Source organism: Methylobacterium sp. Leaf466 (assembly GCF_001425565.1).
Classification (GTDB): domain Bacteria; phylum Pseudomonadota; class Alphaproteobacteria; order Rhizobiales; family Beijerinckiaceae; genus Methylobacterium.
The window spans coordinates 1-16,053 of record NZ_LMRC01000010.1 but is presented as its reverse complement, the minus strand read 5'-3'; the positions used below and the strand labels follow the sequence as shown (position 1 = coordinate 16,053).

At 70.0% G+C, this 16,053-nt stretch carries 16 protein-coding genes and 1 riboswitch; of the genes, 5 read left to right on the top strand and 11 right to left on the bottom strand.

The window, feature by feature from the left end; all coding sequences use genetic code 11:
• Positions 1-22: 22 nt before the first annotated feature.
• The 5 genes from phnE (ASG59_RS05995) to ASG59_RS05975 all read right to left on the bottom strand — a co-directional run bounded on the left by phnE (ASG59_RS05995) (position 23) and on the right by ASG59_RS05975 (position 4,480).
• Positions 23-871: a phosphonate ABC transporter, permease protein PhnE gene (gene phnE, locus ASG59_RS05995; RefSeq protein WP_055880292.1), complete on the bottom strand. Its 849-nt coding sequence runs from the start codon at positions 869-871 to the stop codon at positions 23-25.
• Positions 868-1,746: a phosphonate ABC transporter, permease protein PhnE gene (gene phnE / locus ASG59_RS05990; protein ID WP_056281614.1), complete on the bottom strand. Its 879-nt coding sequence runs from the start codon at positions 1,744-1,746 to the stop codon at positions 868-870. Before phnE (ASG59_RS05990) ends, phnE (ASG59_RS05995) begins: the two co-directional genes overlap by 4 nt.
• 53 nt (positions 1,747-1,799) lie before the next feature.
• On the bottom strand, positions 1,800-2,726 hold the full coding sequence (gene phnD / locus ASG59_RS05985; RefSeq protein WP_056281610.1) for a phosphonate ABC transporter substrate-binding protein: 927 nt from the start codon (positions 2,724-2,726) through the stop codon (positions 1,800-1,802).
• 29 nt (positions 2,727-2,755) lie between these two features.
• Positions 2,756-3,553, bottom strand: a complete 798-nt coding sequence (gene phnC, locus ASG59_RS05980) for a phosphonate ABC transporter ATP-binding protein (protein ID WP_055880283.1) — start codon at positions 3,551-3,553, stop codon at positions 2,756-2,758.
• Between the two features lie 261 nt (positions 3,554-3,814).
• Complete coding sequence (locus tag ASG59_RS05975) at positions 3,815-4,480, bottom strand: DUF1045 domain-containing protein (protein ID WP_056407492.1); 666 nt, start codon at positions 4,478-4,480, stop codon at positions 3,815-3,817.
• Positions 4,481-4,956: 476 nt separating this feature from the next.
• Between ASG59_RS05975 and ASG59_RS05970 the strand changes: the two genes are divergently transcribed.
• The 5 genes from ASG59_RS05970 (at position 4,957) to aqpZ (ending at position 10,893) form a co-directional block, all read left to right on the top strand.
• Positions 4,957-5,502, top strand: a complete 546-nt coding sequence (locus ASG59_RS05970) for a hypothetical protein (RefSeq protein WP_056407490.1) — start codon at positions 4,957-4,959, stop codon at positions 5,500-5,502.
• Positions 5,503-5,571: 69 nt separating this feature from the next.
• The gene (locus ASG59_RS05965; protein WP_082523861.1) at positions 5,572-5,811 is read left to right on the top strand and encodes a hypothetical protein; all 240 of its coding nucleotides are present in this window, start codon (positions 5,572-5,574) and stop codon (positions 5,809-5,811) included.
• A gap of 96 nt (positions 5,812-5,907) precedes the next feature.
• Positions 5,908-6,121: riboswitch (cobalamin riboswitch) on the top strand.
• A 174-nt stretch (positions 6,122-6,295) separates the two neighbouring features.
• Positions 6,296-8,482, top strand: a complete 2,187-nt coding sequence (locus tag ASG59_RS05960) for a TonB-dependent siderophore receptor (RefSeq protein ID WP_056407488.1) — start codon at positions 6,296-6,298, stop codon at positions 8,480-8,482.
• Positions 8,479-9,888, top strand: coding sequence for a PepSY domain-containing protein (locus ASG59_RS05955; RefSeq protein ID WP_244475642.1), 1,410 nt, complete (start codon positions 8,479-8,481; stop codon positions 9,886-9,888). The genes ASG59_RS05960 and ASG59_RS05955 overlap by 4 nt, the downstream gene beginning before the upstream one ends.
• Positions 9,889-10,152: 264 nt before the next feature.
• Complete coding sequence (gene aqpZ, locus ASG59_RS05950) at positions 10,153-10,893, top strand: aquaporin Z (protein ID WP_056407484.1); 741 nt, start codon at positions 10,153-10,155, stop codon at positions 10,891-10,893.
• Positions 10,894-11,127: 234 nt separating this feature from the next.
• Here aqpZ and ASG59_RS05945 read toward each other — a convergent pair whose 3' ends face one another.
• From ASG59_RS05945 to flhA, 6 genes are read right to left on the bottom strand one after another with little or no spacing between them, the layout of a single operon-like run.
• On the bottom strand, positions 11,128-11,574 hold the full coding sequence (locus ASG59_RS05945; protein ID WP_055880265.1) for a hypothetical protein: 447 nt from the start codon (positions 11,572-11,574) through the stop codon (positions 11,128-11,130).
• A 27-nt stretch (positions 11,575-11,601) separates the two neighbouring features.
• Entirely contained in the window at positions 11,602-11,931 is a 330-nt protein-coding gene (locus ASG59_RS05940) for a hypothetical protein (RefSeq protein WP_056407539.1), read from the bottom strand.
• A 44-nt stretch (positions 11,932-11,975) separates the two neighbouring features.
• Entirely contained in the window at positions 11,976-12,479 is a 504-nt protein-coding gene (locus ASG59_RS05935; RefSeq protein WP_082528642.1) for a rod-binding protein, read from the bottom strand.
• A gap of 55 nt (positions 12,480-12,534) precedes the next feature.
• Positions 12,535-12,984: a hypothetical protein gene (locus ASG59_RS05930; RefSeq protein ID WP_200945938.1), complete on the bottom strand. Its 450-nt coding sequence runs from the start codon at positions 12,982-12,984 to the stop codon at positions 12,535-12,537.
• A 4-nt stretch (positions 12,985-12,988) separates the two neighbouring features.
• The gene (fliR, locus tag ASG59_RS05925; protein ID WP_274533814.1) at positions 12,989-13,741 is read right to left on the bottom strand and encodes a flagellar biosynthesis protein FliR; all 753 of its coding nucleotides are present in this window, start codon (positions 13,739-13,741) and stop codon (positions 12,989-12,991) included.
• Complete coding sequence (flhA, locus tag ASG59_RS05920) at positions 13,738-15,819, bottom strand: flagellar biosynthesis protein FlhA (RefSeq protein ID WP_055880259.1); 2,082 nt, start codon at positions 15,817-15,819, stop codon at positions 13,738-13,740. Before flhA ends, fliR begins: the two co-directional genes overlap by 4 nt.
• Between the last annotated feature and the right edge of the window lie 234 nt (positions 15,820-16,053).

Here is a 16,053-nt window from a genome sequence, read left to right as displayed (position 1 = left end):
CGACCGCTTTCGCGAAGCCCGCCTAGCGTGCCGTTCCGATCAGCGCCCGGCGCAGGCGCCCGGAGACGGCGTCGATGGCCGCGACGGTGACGAGGATCATCAGGATCAGGAAGGCGACCTGGCGCAGTTCGAGGACGCGGATCAACTCGGTGAGGTACTGGCCGATTCCCCCCGCGCCGACGATGCCGATGATGGTGGCCGAGCGGGTGTTCGACTCGAAGAAGTACAGCACCTGGCTGCCGAGCACCGGCAGCACCGCCGGGATGAGGCCGAAGCGGATGCGGTGCAGTTCGGCGCCGCCCGATGCGCAGACGCCCTCGCCGGCCTTGGCGTCGACGGTCTCGACGGCCTCCGAGAACAGCTTGCCCAGCGCCCCGAAATCCGCGCAGGCGATGGCAAGCGCGCCCGCGAAGGGCCCGAGCCCGACGACGTTGATCCAGATCAAAGCCCAGATCAGCACGTCGACGGAGCGCATCACGTCGAGGCCGCGCCGGATCGTGAAGTGCACGAAGGGGTTCGGCACGACGTTGCGGGCGGCGAGGAACGCCACCGGAAAGGCGAGCAGCGCCGCCGTCAGCGTGCCGATGAAGGCGATGCCGAGGGTCTCGGCCAGCGCCCGCAGGAAGGTCCAGGCCTGTCCGGCCGGATCGGGCGGCAGCATCATCAGGCTGAATTCGCCGAGCCGCCCGAGGCCGGCGAGGAGGCGCACGGCGGAGAAGTCGAGCCGCACCATCGCGTAGCCCGCGACGGCGATAAGCCCGGCGACCGCGAGGCAGGCCAGGAGCCGGGGCCCCCGGGCCGGCCGGAAGGTCTCGGGATAGCGCTGGCGCAACGCCGCGATCTCGGCCGGGTTCGGGTCGCGGGGCGTCATCGCAGGCCTCCGAGGAGGTGATGGCGCAGGCGCTCGGTCCCGAGGTCGATCGCCATCACGGTGAGGATGATCAGGACCAGGATCGCGCTGACGTCCGCGTAGTAGAAGTTGCGGATCGCCACGAGGAGTTCCTGCCCGATGCCGCCGGCGCCCACGAACCCCATCACGCCCGCGCCCCGCACGTTGATCTCGAAGCGCAGCAGCCCGTAGGAGACGAAGTTCGAGAGCACCTGCGGCAGCACGGCGAAGCGCAGGGTCTCGATGCGGCCGGCACCCGCGGCGGTGAGGCTCTCCACCGGCTTCAGGTCGATGTTCTCGACCACCTCGGCGAACAGCTTGCCCAGCGCCCCCGTGGTGTGGATCGCCAGGGCCAGCACGCCCACCATCGGCCCGAGGCCGAAGGCGATGACGAAGATCAGCGCGAACACGATCTCCGGCACCGTCCGGCAGAATTCGAGGATGCGCCGGACGAGGAAGCATCCGGTCCGGCTGCGCGCCACGTTGCCGGCGGCGGCAAAGCACAGGAGAAAACCGCCGATGGCCCCGAGCAGGGTGCCGAGATAGGCCATCAGGAGGGTCTCGCCGAGGAGCGCGAGCCATTTCGGCCAGCCCCAGTACCATTCGGCGAGGTCGCCCCCGAGGTTCCCGAGGGTCAGGGCCGGCAGGATCTGGGCGATGTAGTCGGTGAACTTCCCGATGTTCGCAGCCAGCACCCCGGGGCGCACCTCGGCGGCCTGCGCGGCGAGCCCCGTGAGGACGACGAGCACCGCGAGGCCGATCCAGACCCGACGCCGGCTCGCCGCGACGGCGCCGTCATAGGCCTGCGCCAGGGCGGCGGCGCGGTCGGGGGGCAGGGGGCTGACGGTCTCAAGCACGGGGATCGGCCGGCACGGACCCGTGCGGCCCGGATCGGGGCCTGCAACCCGCATCAGGACTTGCGACGCTGCTCGTCGTTGAACTTCAGCATCTCGATGACCGGCTGGTAGTCCTTCAGGGTCACGGGGGCGAGGCCGAGGTCCTTGCCGTCCGAGAGCCGGTCGAAGGCCGCCTTGTCGGCCTTCGGCAGGTCCACCAGGGCCTGGCGGACCTTCGCCTTGAGGTCGTCGGGTAGGCTCGCCAGCATGGCGAAGGGGCCCTCGGGCAGGAAGTCGGACTTGAAGACCACGCGGAAATCGGCCTGCGTCATGGCTGAGCCGTCGGGCTTCTTGAGCATGCCCTTGGCGGCCATGCGGGTGACCATGGTGTCGGTGTCGGTGTTGTAGAGGTTGGCGGCGGCGTCCACCGTCCCCTGGACGAGGGCGAGGACGGCGTTCTCGTGGCTGCCGGCATAGACGGTCTTGCCGAAGAACGCGTCCACCGGGTAGCCGGCCTTGTGCAGGAAGAACCGCGGCGCCTGGTTGCCGGAGGTGGAGTTGGGATCGACCAGGGCGAGGTTCTTGCCCTTCAGGTCGGCGATCGTCTTGTACGGGCTGTCGGCGCGCACGTAGATCACCGAGTAGTAGCCCGAGGCGCCGGTGTCGTGCGTCTGGTTGACGATGGGCTCGACCTTCACGCCGGTCATCACCGCGCGGGCGAAGGAGGCGGGGCCGTAGAAGGCGAGCTGGGCGTTGCCCGCGCGCTGGCTCTCGATCACGGCGGCGTAGTCGTTGGCGATGCGCAGCTTGACCGGCACGCCGAGGCTCTTGGTCAGGTAGCCGGTCAGCGGCGCGTATCGGTCGCTCGTGCCGGAGGCGTTCTCGGCCGGGATCACCGCCAGGGTCAGCTCCGGATAGGCCGCCTTCCAATCCTGCGCGGCGGCGGGCAGGGCGAGGAGGGCGAGCGCGAGGGCGCCGGCGAGGGTGCGACGGTTCAGCATGGGATTCTTCCGAAGGCGTCCGGGACGGATCAGGCGACGAGGGCGGTGGGGTAGGCCTTGAGGACGGGCGCGGGCGCGTCGAGCACCTCGCCGGCCTCGAGCCCGTAGAGCTGGCGGGCGACGTCCTCGGTGAGGTCGGCCGGCGCGCCGTCGAACACGAGGCGGCCGTCGGCGAGGCCGACCAGGCGGTCGCAGTAGCTGCGGGCCAGATCCAGGGAATGCAGGTTGCACAGCACGGTGATGCCGTGGCGGCGGTTGGCCTCGGCCAGCGCGTCCATGACGATCCGGGTGTTGCGCGGATCGAGGGAGGCCACGGGCTCGTCGGCCAGGATGAGATCGGGGGCCTGCATCATCGCCCGCGCGATGGCGACGCGCTGCTGCTGGCCGCCGGAGAGCTGGTCGGCCCGGTGGCCGGCAAAATCGCCCATGCCGAAGTCGTCGAGGGCGGCGAGCGCCAGGGCGCGCTCGCGCTCCGACCAGAGCTTGAGGAGCGAGCGGTGCCTGGGCACCTCCCAGAGGCGCCCCATCAGCACGTTGCTCAGGACGTCGAGGCGGCCGACCAGGTGGAACTGCTGGAAGATCATGGCGCTGCGGGCCCGCCAGCGCCGCAGGTCGCGGCCGCGCAGGGCCGTGACGTCGAGGCCGTCGAACAGGATGCGCCCGCCGGTCGGTTCGACGAGGCGGTTGATCATCCGCAGCAGGGTCGACTTGCCCGCGCCCGAGCGCCCGATGACACCGACGAAGCGGCCGCGCGGGATGGCGAGGGAGACGCGGTCCACCGCACGGCGATCGCCGTAACGACGGATCAGATCTTCGAGAACCAGCATGAGACTGTCCGGCAGGAGCGATGAACCACGGTAAAGCCGCCCCGCACGACAGAGGAATGACAGTTGTCCGGCTAATGATGAGCCGGTACTCTTGTGCTCGCGGTTCGAGGCGATCGGGCAGACCTTGCCGATCGTCGCGTGGTTCGCCTGGCCCGTCCTCGGCGATATCGGGAACCGTCGTCGAGGACCGTCTCGCTCAGCCGCGAGCGGGCGCCGACCTGCGTGTCGCGGCCGGGGCGGTTCGAGGCCCTCGCATGCGCCTCAAGGCGCGAACGGAATACGGCGCAAGAGCCGGAATGGATCGGCGCCGTCCTGGACGACCACGCTCAGGGCGTCGATCACCAGGTCCGGCAGGTCCGCAGCGGCCTCCGTCAGCAGCGGCAGGATCACGGCCCTGTCCTCGGGGCCGAGGCGGCCGGTCAGCGTCATGTGAAACCCAAACGCCTCGAAGACGTGCGGGTAGCCCCAACGCTCCAGCAGCGCCCGCCCCCGCGGGTCGAGGCGCTCGGGGTGGCGCCGGACGCGCTCGGCTGCCGAGAGGGGGGCCCGCAGCGGGTCGAGGGCGGCCACGCATTCGGCGGCCAGCAGGCCGAGGGCCGGCGGCGGCGACTCCGGCACCAGGGCGGCGACATGTCCGAGCGCGGCGACGCGCAGCGAGCCGACAGGCAGAGGCGGTCGATGGGCAGCGAGGGCCTCGGCCGCCGCCAGGAGATCGGCTTCCGTCACGCCCGGGCCGAGGCGCCACGGCGCCTTCATCGTGGCGTGGAAGCCGTAGACGCGCGGCTCCTCGGTCCTGGCGGCAAGGAGGGCCCGGAGCGTGGCCGGCCCCAACGTCGGCACGGCGCCGAGGACCGCGTCGCCGAAGGCGGCGAGAGCCGTCCCCGGTGCGGGGGTGAAGTACAGGGCATATCGGACGGTTCGGTCCAAAGGAGCTCTTCCCCGGCGGTGTAAGAGGCGCCGCTGCGCTCATAATCCGCAGCCCGGACGCTCGTGTGACGATGTGGAGACCGCAGCAAGGAGCGCTCCAGCACAGGCGCGCCGACCTGTCGAGGTTCCCCGCGAGGACGAGACGCGGGTGTCGACGGTGATCCTCGTCACCCTCCAGCATCTTTGCCGGCCTCAATCGCCCTCGTGACGAGGAGCGTTTTCGTGAGCTCCAACACGTTGTATGGAGTGCCACGGCTCGGCACCGATCTCGCTCCCGCGGGGTGCGGCGGTGGTGCCCGCCAGCGGTCGCTCTCGCGTCGATCGGCAAACGCGATGCCGCAAGAATCGCGCTGCATCGGCCACATCCTGACATCCCGGGGCCTCTTGATCACACGTCGCGTCATCTCGGTCATGAGGCGGTCGACAGGTCGATCCTGTCCGGCGACGCCATGGCCATTCGCCCTCGTCGTCCGTCGATGACCGATCCGTCCGCCGCGCCGCTCGGGACCGCCGGGCTCGTGACGCTGCTGACGGACCGGCTCCTGGCCGGGCCGAGCGCGACCGCCGTCCTCGAGGAATGGTGCCACGAGCGCGGACTGTCGGCCGGCGGTTCCCGCCTGTGCGCCGTACCGGTGACGGCGGCGGCGCGGGCGCCCTCCGCCCAGCAGTGCGAGCGCCTCGGCGTCGGCTCGCCGGACCTCGTGCGCTACCGCCGGGTGCGGCTCACCTGCGGCGCCCACGTCCTGTCGGAGGCGCAGAACTGGTACGTGCCCGAACGCCTCACGCCGGGCATGAACCGGGTCCTCGACACCACGGCCACGCCCTTCGGCCGTGCCGTCCATGCCCTGGCGCCGCAGCGTCGCAACCTGTCGCTGGAGCGGCTGTGGACGCAAACGGCGGGGCGGCCCGGTCCCGCCACGGCGCTCTTCGCGATCCATGCCGTGCTCAGCACCGCCGACGGCGTCCCGTTCTGCGAGGTGGTGGAGACCTATCGCGGGGCGATCCTCGCCGATGGGGGATGACGCCGCACGCCCCTGCATCGGGCCGCCGATCGGTGGTAGGATGGCGGGGCAACGGAGACCCGTCCCCCCATGATCGCCAAGCTCGCCGCCTCGACCGCCGTCCTCCTCCTGCTGGCCGCCGCGCCCGCCTCCGCCATGAGCTGCTGCGGCGCGAAGGGCGGCAAGGCGGGGGCCATGTGCGGCCGGGGCGATATGGCCATGAAAGACGGGGGCATGAAGCACGGTGGGATGAAGCACGGCTCGGCCAAGGGCACGAAGGCGGCCTGCTGCTGCGAGGGCATGGGCGGCCGGATGAGCCGGCGCGGCTGAGGCCGCACCCCGCGTTGGGTGCGTCGCGGATGCCACACGTTCCGGTGAGCGTGCCGTGACCGGACCTGTGCGCGATTGACGCGGTCTTCGCCGGCGCGCTAGCCTCGGGTCGACGGTTCCTCGCGAGAGGATCAAAAGGGAACGCGGTGAGGGCGAGGGTCCGCAAGGATCGCCCGATGCCGCGGCTGCCCCCGCAACTGTAAGCGGCGAGTCCTTCATCAACACGTCACTGGGTTCCTCGGGCCTGGGAAGACGATGACGGGACAGCGACCCGCGAGCCAGGAGACCTGCCGTCAGTCGTGGTCACACGCGAAACGCATCGGGCGGGGTGTCCTGGTGGGTGTCGAGGCGGGCGCGTGTCTTTTTCGGAGACCGCCTGAGCCGAGGCTTCGTTCGCGGTGACGTGCCACTGCCGTCGCCCGAGGCCTCGCTGCCCATGTCGTCCCATTCTCTCGCCCGACGACCGTCCGGTCGCCGACGGCCGATGTCCGTCTTCGCCCTCGCTCCGGCTTTCCTCGTGGCGCAGGTCTCCCTCGCGAAGGTCTCCCTCGCGGCGCATGACGCCCCCCGCCCGGGCGAGGACCACGCCGCCGCCACCCTCTCGGAACTGGCGGTGGCCGGCTCCGGGACGGGAACCCGCCTGCTGGCGCCGACCCCCTACACGGCGGCACCCACCGGCCTGAACCTCGCGACACCCAACCGGACCGGCAGCCGCCTCGACCTGTCGCCGCTCCAGACGCCGGCCAGCGTCGAGGTCGTCTCCGGCCAGAAGATCCGCGAGCGCGGCCAGGAGACGGTGCAGGAGGCGGTGACCCAGAACGCGGCCGGCATCACCACCATCGCCGCGCCCGGCAACGGCTTCGGGGCGTACACCTCGCGCGGGTTCGCCGGGGTCAACTCGGTGATGCAGCTCTACGACGGCACCCGCCTCTACGTCGGCACCGGAACCATCACCTTCCCGTTCGACACCTGGAACGTCGACCGGATCGAGGTGCTGCGCGGCCCCGCCTCGGTGCTGTCGGGCGACGGCGCCATCGGCGGCGTCATCAACGTGGTGCCCAAGAAGCCGACCTTCACCACCATCAACGCGGCGCGGGTGGCGCTCGGCTCGGACGGGGTGAAGCGCCTGGCCTTCGACACCGGCGGCGCCCTCGGCGACCGGGTCGCCTACCGCCTCAACGTCAGCGCCAACCAGGCCGACGGGTGGCTGCGCCAGAACGGCGAGTTCAGCAACCTCGCGGTCTCGGGATCGCTGTTCTACCAGGCCACTCCCGACCTCGCCTTCACCCTCTCGCACGACTCCGGCTACCAGGAGCCGCTGCGGTATTTCGGGACGCCCCTCATCAATGGCGGCATCGATCGGCGCACGCGCTTCAACAACTACACCGTCGACGACAGCCGGATCGTCTTCAAGGACGACTGGACGCAGTTCAAGACCGAGTGGTCGCCCAGCGCCGACGTCACCATCCGCAACACCGCCTATCGCCTGTCCTCGCACCGGCGCTGGCGCAACGCCGAGACCTACGCCTTCGTCCCGGCCACCGGCCGCGTCAGGCGCTCGGACTACATCGAGATCTTCCACGACCAGGAGCAGATCGGAAACCGCTTCGACGCCACCGTCCGCGGCGAGCTGTTCGGCTTCGCCAACGACGTCGTGGCGGGCTTCGACGTCAACCGCATCTCCTTCCTCCACACCAACAACGCGCCCTACGGCGGGGTGAGCACCGTCGATCCCTTCGCCGTCGATCCGGGCCGCTTCCTGCGCGTCGACGGCACCACGCCGGGGTACGCCACCAGCACCGACCAGTATTCCCTCTTCGCCGAGAACCGTCTCGTCCTGTCCGACCAGCTCTCGCTGATCGCCGGCGTCCGCTACGACGCGCCGACCGTCCGCCGGAACGACCTGCGCAACCCCGCCGCCGGCTACACCAAGGACTTCAGCGCGGTGAGCTATCGCTTCGGCGCCGTCTACAGCCCGACGCCGGGCAGTTCGCTCTATGCGAGCTACGCCACGGCCGTCGACCCGGTGGGGACGCTCATCACCCTCACCCTGGCCCAGAAGGACTTCCAGCTCTCGAACGGCGAACAGGTCGAGGTCGGCTACAAGCAGGTGTTCTGGGACGGGCGCGGCGAGTTCACCCTGGCCGGCTACCGGATCAAGAAGGACAACCTCCTGACCGCCGACCCGCAGCGCCCCGCCGTGTCGATCCAGGTGGGGAGCCAGTCGTCCCACGGGGTCGAGGCGTTCGCCTCCCTGGGCCTGTGGGAGAACTGGCGCATTGAGGGCAACCTCGCCCTCTTGCAGGCGCAATACGACAGCTTCCAGCAGGCCGTGGGCGGGGTCGCCGTCTCGTTCGCGGGCAACCAGCCGATCAACGTGCCCGAGCGGGTGGCCAACCTGTGGCTGTCCTGGGCCTTCGCGCCGCGCTGGGAGGCGCGGGCCGGCGTGCAGTTCGTGGGCGAGACGGTGGGCGACTTCGCCAACACGGTCCGGCGACCGGCCTACGAGGTCGTGAACGGCAGCGTCGACTACCGGATCGACGACACCTCCCGCCTGAGCCTGCGCGCCTACAACCTCCTCGACGCGGTCTATCCGGTCACCGGCGGGTCGACCTTCTGGCTGCTCGGGCGGCCGCGCTCGGTCGAGGTCGCCTACAGCGTGACGTGGTGAAGGTCGCCAAACGCTGGCTGATCCTCGGGCATCGCTGGCTCGGGATCGGCGCCGGGCTCCTCGTCGCCCTGTGGATCGGCTCGGGCCTCGTGATGCTGCACGTGCCGTTCCCGCGCCTGTCGCAGGCCGAGCGGCTCGCCCGCCTGCCGCCGATCGCCTGGGACCGGGTGGCCATCGCCCCCGACGCCGCCCTCGCGGCGGCCGGCCAGCCCGAACCCGCCGCCCTCGGACTGGAGATGCAGGGCGGGGAGCCCGTCTACCGCGTCACCGGCCGGGACGGTGGCCGCGCCACGGTCTCGGCCCGGACCGGGGAGCGCCGGCCCGCGCTCACGCCGGAGGAGGCCCGGGCCCTCGCCGGTGCCGGCACCGTCGAGCCCGTGGCGCGCGACCAATGGACCGTCACCGCCCGCTACGACCCGCTGCGGCCCTTCCACAAGGTCGCCCTGGCCGATGCGGCCGGCACCGAGGTCTACGTCTCGGCCCCCACCGGGGAGGTCGCCCTCGTCACCACGCGGTTCGAGCGCGGCTGGAACTGGGTCGGCGCCGTGGTGCATTGGGTCTACCCGACGCCGCTGCGGGCCCGGCCCGACCTGTGGCGGGACGTGGTGCTGTGGCTGTCGGGACTCGCGATTCCGCTCCTGGCGAGCGGCCTCGTCCTCGGAATCTGGCGGCTCGGCTGGCCCCGGCGCTATCGCAACGGGGCGCTGACGCCCTACCGCGGGCTGGCGCGCTGGCACCACCTCTCGGGTCTCGCGGGCGGGCTCGCCCTCACCGGCTTCCTCGTCAGCGGCTGGCTCTCGATGAACCCGAACCGCTGGTTCACCGGACCGGCCCCGCCGGCGGCCCTCGTGGCCGCCCAGGCCGGCCCCTGGCACCCGGTCGGCCTCGATCCGGCCGGGCTGCGGCGGGTCGCGGCCCCGGACGCGGTGGCGCTACGCTTCACCACCCTGGGCGGGCGCCCGCTCGTGGTGTCGCTGACGCGGGAGGGCCGCCGCGTGATGGGGGCCGATGGTGGCCCCGGCCCCGACGAGGCGCAGATCGTGGCCGCCGCGATGCGGGCGATGGGCCAGGCCGCGCCGCCGACGGTGGAGCGGCTGACGGCCCACGACGCCCATTGGTCCGGCCTCGGCGAGCGGCCGCTGCCGATGCTGCGCCTGCGCTTTGCCGACCCGGCCGCCACCTGGCTGCACGTCGACCCACGCGACGGCACCATCGCCGAGCGCCTCGACCGCTCCGGCCGCGCCTACCGCTGGCTGTTCGACGGCCTGCACCGCCTCGATTTTTTCGTCCTCGCCGGGCCTGCGCGCGAACTGGCGCAGTGGGCGCTCAATCTTCTGGGGGCGGTGGTGGTCATCAGCGGGCTCGTGGCGGGGTGGCGGCGGGTCGGGCGTAGGCTTTGGGGCTGAACGCGATGGGTTTGACCGTGTGAAGTGCCGCTTTGGGTGGAAATCAGATCTTCCGCGCCGTCCTTCTCAAGCCCCTCTGAGCATGAATACGATCGGAAAGTAAGCACATTGCTGTTCCGGTAATTGCTGTCTCTCTCTGCCCGTGCAACGTTCGCGAAATGCGTTCCGGTAGATGCCAGCGCAGACTGCTCGCGTCGCACAAATCTGAGATTTCGAACCTGCTCTTCGAGTGCCGCGCGAAATCCTATAGCGGGAGGTTCAGACATGGATCACGATACGATGCGCCGGGCGACGGCCGAGTTTTTCGGCACCTTCTGGCTGACCTTTGGCGGTTGTGGTGCCGCCGTTTTCTCCGCCGCGTTCCCGGAACTCGGCATCGGCTTCCTCGGTGTCGCCTTTGCCTTTGGCTTGACCGTGCTCACGATGGCCTACGCGGTCGGTCACATCTCGGGTGGCCACTTCAATCCGGCTGTGACGCTTGGGCTGTGGTCTGCCGGACGTTGTGCGAACCGGCACGTACTGCCCTACATCGTCGCCCAGGTCGTTGGCGCCGTGGTCGGTGCCTTCGTCCTCTATGTCATCGCATCGGGCAAGGCTGGCTGGCTTCCGAACGGGTTCGCCTCGAACGGCTACGGTGATCTCAGCCCTGGCAAGTACGGCGTTGCCGCTTGCCTGATCATCGAGCTTCTGACGACCTTCTTTTTCATCTTCATCATCGTCGGCACGACGTCGAAGGGCGCTGCGACGGGCTTTGCGGGCATCCCCATCGGATTCGCTCTGGTCCTGATCCACCTGATCTCGATCCCCGTGACCAACACCTCGGTCAACCCGGCTCGCAGCACCGGACCTGCCTTGTTTGCGGGCGGCGAGTACGTCGCACAGCTTTGGCTGTTTTGGCTCGCACCAATCGTAGGAGCTATGGCGGCCGGGGCTATGGCACGGTGGCTCTACGAGCCAGCGGACGTCGTTGACACCATCGTCGTCGAAAAGGGCGCTGCAATCTGAAGTCTTGCAGTCCAAGTCACGACGAACGGACCTGCTAAGATCCTAGAACGACGATGTGACCCGGCCTGACATGAATTGGCGGGCCGGGGCAAAGTGGGGGCAAGGCAGGAAGCGACGTGGTCGCAAGCAGTGCCCATGAGGATTCGTAGCGCCCGACGAGCCAAAGTTCGCTGCAGGTCACAAGCGACCACTCACATTCCCAAGCTGCCGGCTTTCAACCCCCAAGCCCACCCCTCAAGACCGCACCTCCCGCTTGGCCACGAAGTTGAACTCCTCGACCAAAATGTCCTTGACGACCTCGGAGCCCAGGCGCTCGTTGACCTTGGCGCGGACCTCGGCGAGGCGCTTGGTGACGTTGTAGCGGGCCAGGCGCCTGAAATCGATCTCGGGGTCGCTGTAGATCTGGCGGAAGGTCTCGTCGACCACGAAGGCGTTGGGCGGCACCGAGAGGGTGTGCATCAGCCGCGCGTCGGCGGTGAAGACCAGCACGGCGACGATGTAGCCGGTGACCTTGCCGTCCGCGAGCATCGGCACGTTGATGGGCGCCAGCTTCTGGTACTGCAGGCCTTCGAGGTAGGGCTCGGTCTTCTTGCCCATGAGGCCGCTGCCCCAGGTCACCGCGCCGTAGCAGGAGGCGACGGTGAGGGCACAGATCCAGAGGCCGGTGACGAGGATGCGCATGGCGGCGGCCGGGCTTTCGGTGGGCGGTCAGCGGCGGCGGCGGGCGGAATAGGTCCCGTCGGAGTCGGCGTCCTGGATCGCGTCGTTGACGATCTCGGCGATCTCCTCCACCGCCCGCAGGTGCAGGCCCACCACCTCCTGGTTGCGCTGCAGGCTGCGGCGCAGGCGCGCGAGCTGCTCGGCGAGCTCCGGGTCGACCCGCTCCGGGTCGAGGCCGCGGGTGAGGCGGGTGAGTTCGAGCAGGCTCTGGCCCTTGCGCCGGTTGACCGCGTCCTGGTCGATCGGGCGATGGGCGAGCAGCGCCTCGGTCTCGGCCGAGACGGTGGCGTCGAGCCGCTTGAGGGAGGCGATCAGCATGGAGGGTCCTTCGATCATCGGGGCGTCTTGGACGGCGAGCCCGGTCAGGAGGTCGCCTTGGTCCGCAGGAGGGCGGCGGCGGCCCGGTCGGCGGCCTGCCGCTCGACGGTGACCGCCTCGGCGTTGCGCGGCGCCGACAGGATGCGGGCGATGCCCAGCCCGCCGGCCTTCGAGATCTCCGAGCCGACCTGCTCGGCCAGCATCGACTTCCAGATGCCGCCGGCGTTGCCCTTGCCGAACACCGCGGTCGCCTTGTCGGGCATCATCTTCTCGACGAACTGGCGCAGCACGAACGCCTCGAACTGCTTGTAGGGGTCGGCCGCCTTGCCGCCCTTGGCCATCGCGCTGTCGCTCTGCAGGGTGGTGAGCGTGGCGCGGGCGTCGAGGGGCATGTGGACCCCGGCACCCGCCATGCGCACGGCGTCGCCGAAGGCGGCCGGATCGGTGCCCGCGGGGGCGGCGAGCTTGGCCGAGGCTTCCTGGTAGCGGGCCGGGTCCGCCGCCCGGGCGACGTCGAGAACGATGTCCGATGGGGGTCTGATGCTCATGGTCGTCGCCGGGGCTGACAGGGAATCCCGAAGGCCGCGGCGCGGCGCCGGGCCTTCACGACCCGGATAGCGCGCCTGGCTTTCGGGAGGCTGGTGTCGGGGCATCGTCGAGGCCGCCGCCGCCGCGGGCGATCAGCAGGTCGAGCTGTTCCAGGGCCTCGCGGCGGTCCTCCTCGGCGCGGTGGGCGCGGGCGAGCCCCTCGGCCCAGCGTTCGGCCTGCTTTTCGGACAGGCCGCGCGCCAGGACGGTCCTTTCCTGGGCCGTAGCCCTGGCACCGAGCGCCGTGGCGGTCTCGGCGATCCGGCGCAGGCGGCCGGCGGCGGCATCGAGGAACAGGCCCGCCATCCGTTCCCCCGCCAGCGTCTGCAGCAGGGCGGCCCGGTCGGCCTCGGTGCTGGCGATGTCGCGGCGGGTGGCGGCCAGATCGCGTTCGGCGACGCGGCGCATCTGCTCCTGCACCGTCACGAGGCGCTTGGCGCGGGCGAGGCGCTGGCTCGGCGTCATCGCCTCAGCCCCTGCGCAGGTAGTCGACGTAGCCGATCAGGAACTGCATCATGAACTCGTTCGAGATGTAGTAGAGCATCAGCAACCCGCCGAACATGATGAACGGGGTCGCGATGAAATACACCGGGATCGTCGGCGTGAGCTTGTTGGCGAAGCCCGCGGCCAGGTTCACCGCCACCGCGTAGACAATGAACGGCGAGGTGATCCTGAGGCCGAGCACGAAGGCGGTGCCGATCTGGTCGACGATGCGCACCAGGGCCGTCTGCGAGCCGACGCCCTGGCCCGGCGGAATGCGGGCGTAGGAATCGACGATGCCGCGAAACAGCTCCCAGTGCATGTCGGCGGCAAAGACCAGGGCGGCGGCCGACATCATGATCAGCGCCTCCACCGCCGGCACCGGGTCGACGCCCTCGGCCACCGCGCCGGGCATGCCGCCGAAGCCCACCATGGTGGATGCGGCGTTCACCACCGTCTCGAGCACGAAGAAGAAGATCCGCCCGAGGAAGCCGATGACGAGGCCGGTGATGCTCTCGCTGACGATGAAGAACAGGGTGGTGGCGGGGTTGTCGTCGAGCTTGCCCTGGAACTGCGGCAGCAGGAGCGGCGTCAGCGCCAGCGACACCGAGAGGGCGATGAGCAGCCGCACCTGGGCCGGCACGCGCGGGCTGGAAAAGCCGGGGATCATCAGGAGGCAGCCCCCGACCCGGCAGAAGATCATGAACACCGACAGGAAGCTGTCGGGCGCCAGTGCCGTCACGAGATCGTCCCGAGGGACTTGATCTCGACGCCGCGCGCGATCTCGAGGTGCGAGAGCACCGCCAGCGTCGGATAGAGCCGCTCGACGATCATGCGGACGTAGGGGCGGGCGTCGGGCGCGGTGACGAGGGCGAAGTTGTGGGTCTCGCGCATCCGGGTGCGGATCGCCTCACCGGCCTCGGTGCCGAACTGCTCCACGAGGCGCGGGTCGATGTCGAACTCGATGACCTCGCCCTTGGCGTCGCGCTTGAGGCTCTGGTGGAACGAGAGGTCCCAGGCGCCGCCGAGGCGCAGGACGTTGAGGACGCCGTTCTCGGCGAGGTCGCCGCAGATCTGCTGGGCGATGCGCATGCGCACGTGCTCGACGATCTGCTCGGCGCGCCGGGCGTGCGGCGTGATCTCGGCGATGGCCTCCAGGATGAGGTGGAGGTTGCGGATCGAGACGCGCTCGGCGAGCAGGAGCTTGAGCACCGCCTGCAGACCGGAATACGAGATCTGCGACGGGCAGATCTCCTCGAGGAGGCGCTTGTACTCGGGATCGAGCCGGTCGATCAGGCCGCGCATGTCCTTGTAGGACAGGAGCTGGGGCAGGTTGTTGCGGATCACCTCGGAGAGGTGGGTCAGCAGCACCGAGGCGCCGTCGATGGGTTCGAAGCCGCCGCGGCGGACCTCGGCGCCGTAGGATTCGAGCACCCAATGCGCCTTCATGCCGAAGGCGGGCTCGCGCACCGGATCGCTGGGCACGTCCGGCGACGGGCCGTCGCCCACCACCACCAGGAGCTCGCCGGGGCGGATCTCCTGGGTGGCGGCGACGGTGCCGTGGATGAGGATCTGGTAGCTCTTGGGCGCCAGGGCGAGGCTGTCGGTGAGCTTGATCTCGGGCACCACGAAGCCGTACTGGCGCGCGAACTTGCGGCGCATCTTGGCGACCCGGTGCGACAGCTCGGAATGGGCGGTCTGGATCTGGGACGAGACCTGGCGGCCGAGACAGACCTCGATCTCGGGCGTCTTGAGCGACTCCTTGACCGATTCGCGGGCCGCGACGTCCTTCTTCTCCTGCTCGGCCGCGGCTCTGGCCACCACGATGGCCTTCTCCTCGGCGAGCTTCTTGGGGATCGCGTAGGCGATGAAGGCCATCAGGCCCGCGAGCACCATGAACGGCAGGAACGGCAGGCCCGGCACCAGGGCGAACATCAGCATCAGGAACGCGGACACCCACAGCGCGCGCGGATAGGCGCCGAGCTGGCCGATCACCGCCTGTTCGGCGGTGCCCTTGGTGCCGCCCTTGGAGACGAGGAGGCCCGCGGCCAGCGACACGATTAGCGCCGGGATCTGCGAGACGAGGCCGTCGCCCACCGAGAGCTTGGTGAACACGTCCGCCGCATGGCCCAGCGGCATGCCGTGGCGGGTGGTGCCGATGATGATGCCGCCGAACACGTTGACGGCGATGGTGATGAGCGAGGCGATGGCCTCGCCGCGCACGAACTTCGAGGCACCGTCCATCGAGCCGAAGAACGAGCTCTCCTCCTCCAGCTCCCGGCGGCGGTGCTGGGCCTCCTTGTCGTCGATGAGGCCGGCGTTGAGGTCGGCGTCGATGGCCATCTGCTTGCCGGGGATGGCGTCGAGGGTGAAGCGCGCGCCGACCTCGGCGATGCGGGTGGCGCCCTTGGTGATGACGAGGAAGTTCACCGTGATCAGGATCAGGAAGACGACGATGCCGATCACGAAGTCGCCGCTCATGACGAACTGCGAGAAGCCCTCGATGACGTGACCCGCGGCCCCGACGCCGTGGTGACCGTTGGCCAGGATGAGGCGGGTGGTGGCGATGCCCAGCGCCAGCCGCAGCAGGGTCGCGATCAGCAGCACGGTGGGGAAGGCCGAGAATTCGAGCGGCTTCTGGATCCACAGGGCCACCATCAGGATCAGCACCGACAGGGCGATGGAGAAGGCGAGCCCGATGTCGAGGAGGATGGCCGGGACCGGCAGGAACAGGATCGCCAGGATCGCGACGATGCCGAGCGCGAACCCGATGTCGCGCTGCGACTTGCGCTCCGGGACGATCGCCTCGATCGCAGCCATGATGCTCCCTCATGTCCCGACATGGGTGTCCCATGTCTCAAGGGAGGCGTTCTGGCCGGGCAAGCTTGCGTGGGGATGGGGGCGTCGCGCCGGCTCCTCGGCCTCCCCCGTCCGTTCCGGGAGAGCGGGCCTCAGACCATTTCCTGTACCTGAGGGCTGGCCGTGGTTTGATGCGGCTTGGGCGTCCGGCGATCTGACGATTTCCAGGTCTGTCGGGATGAGATGTGCTTTGCC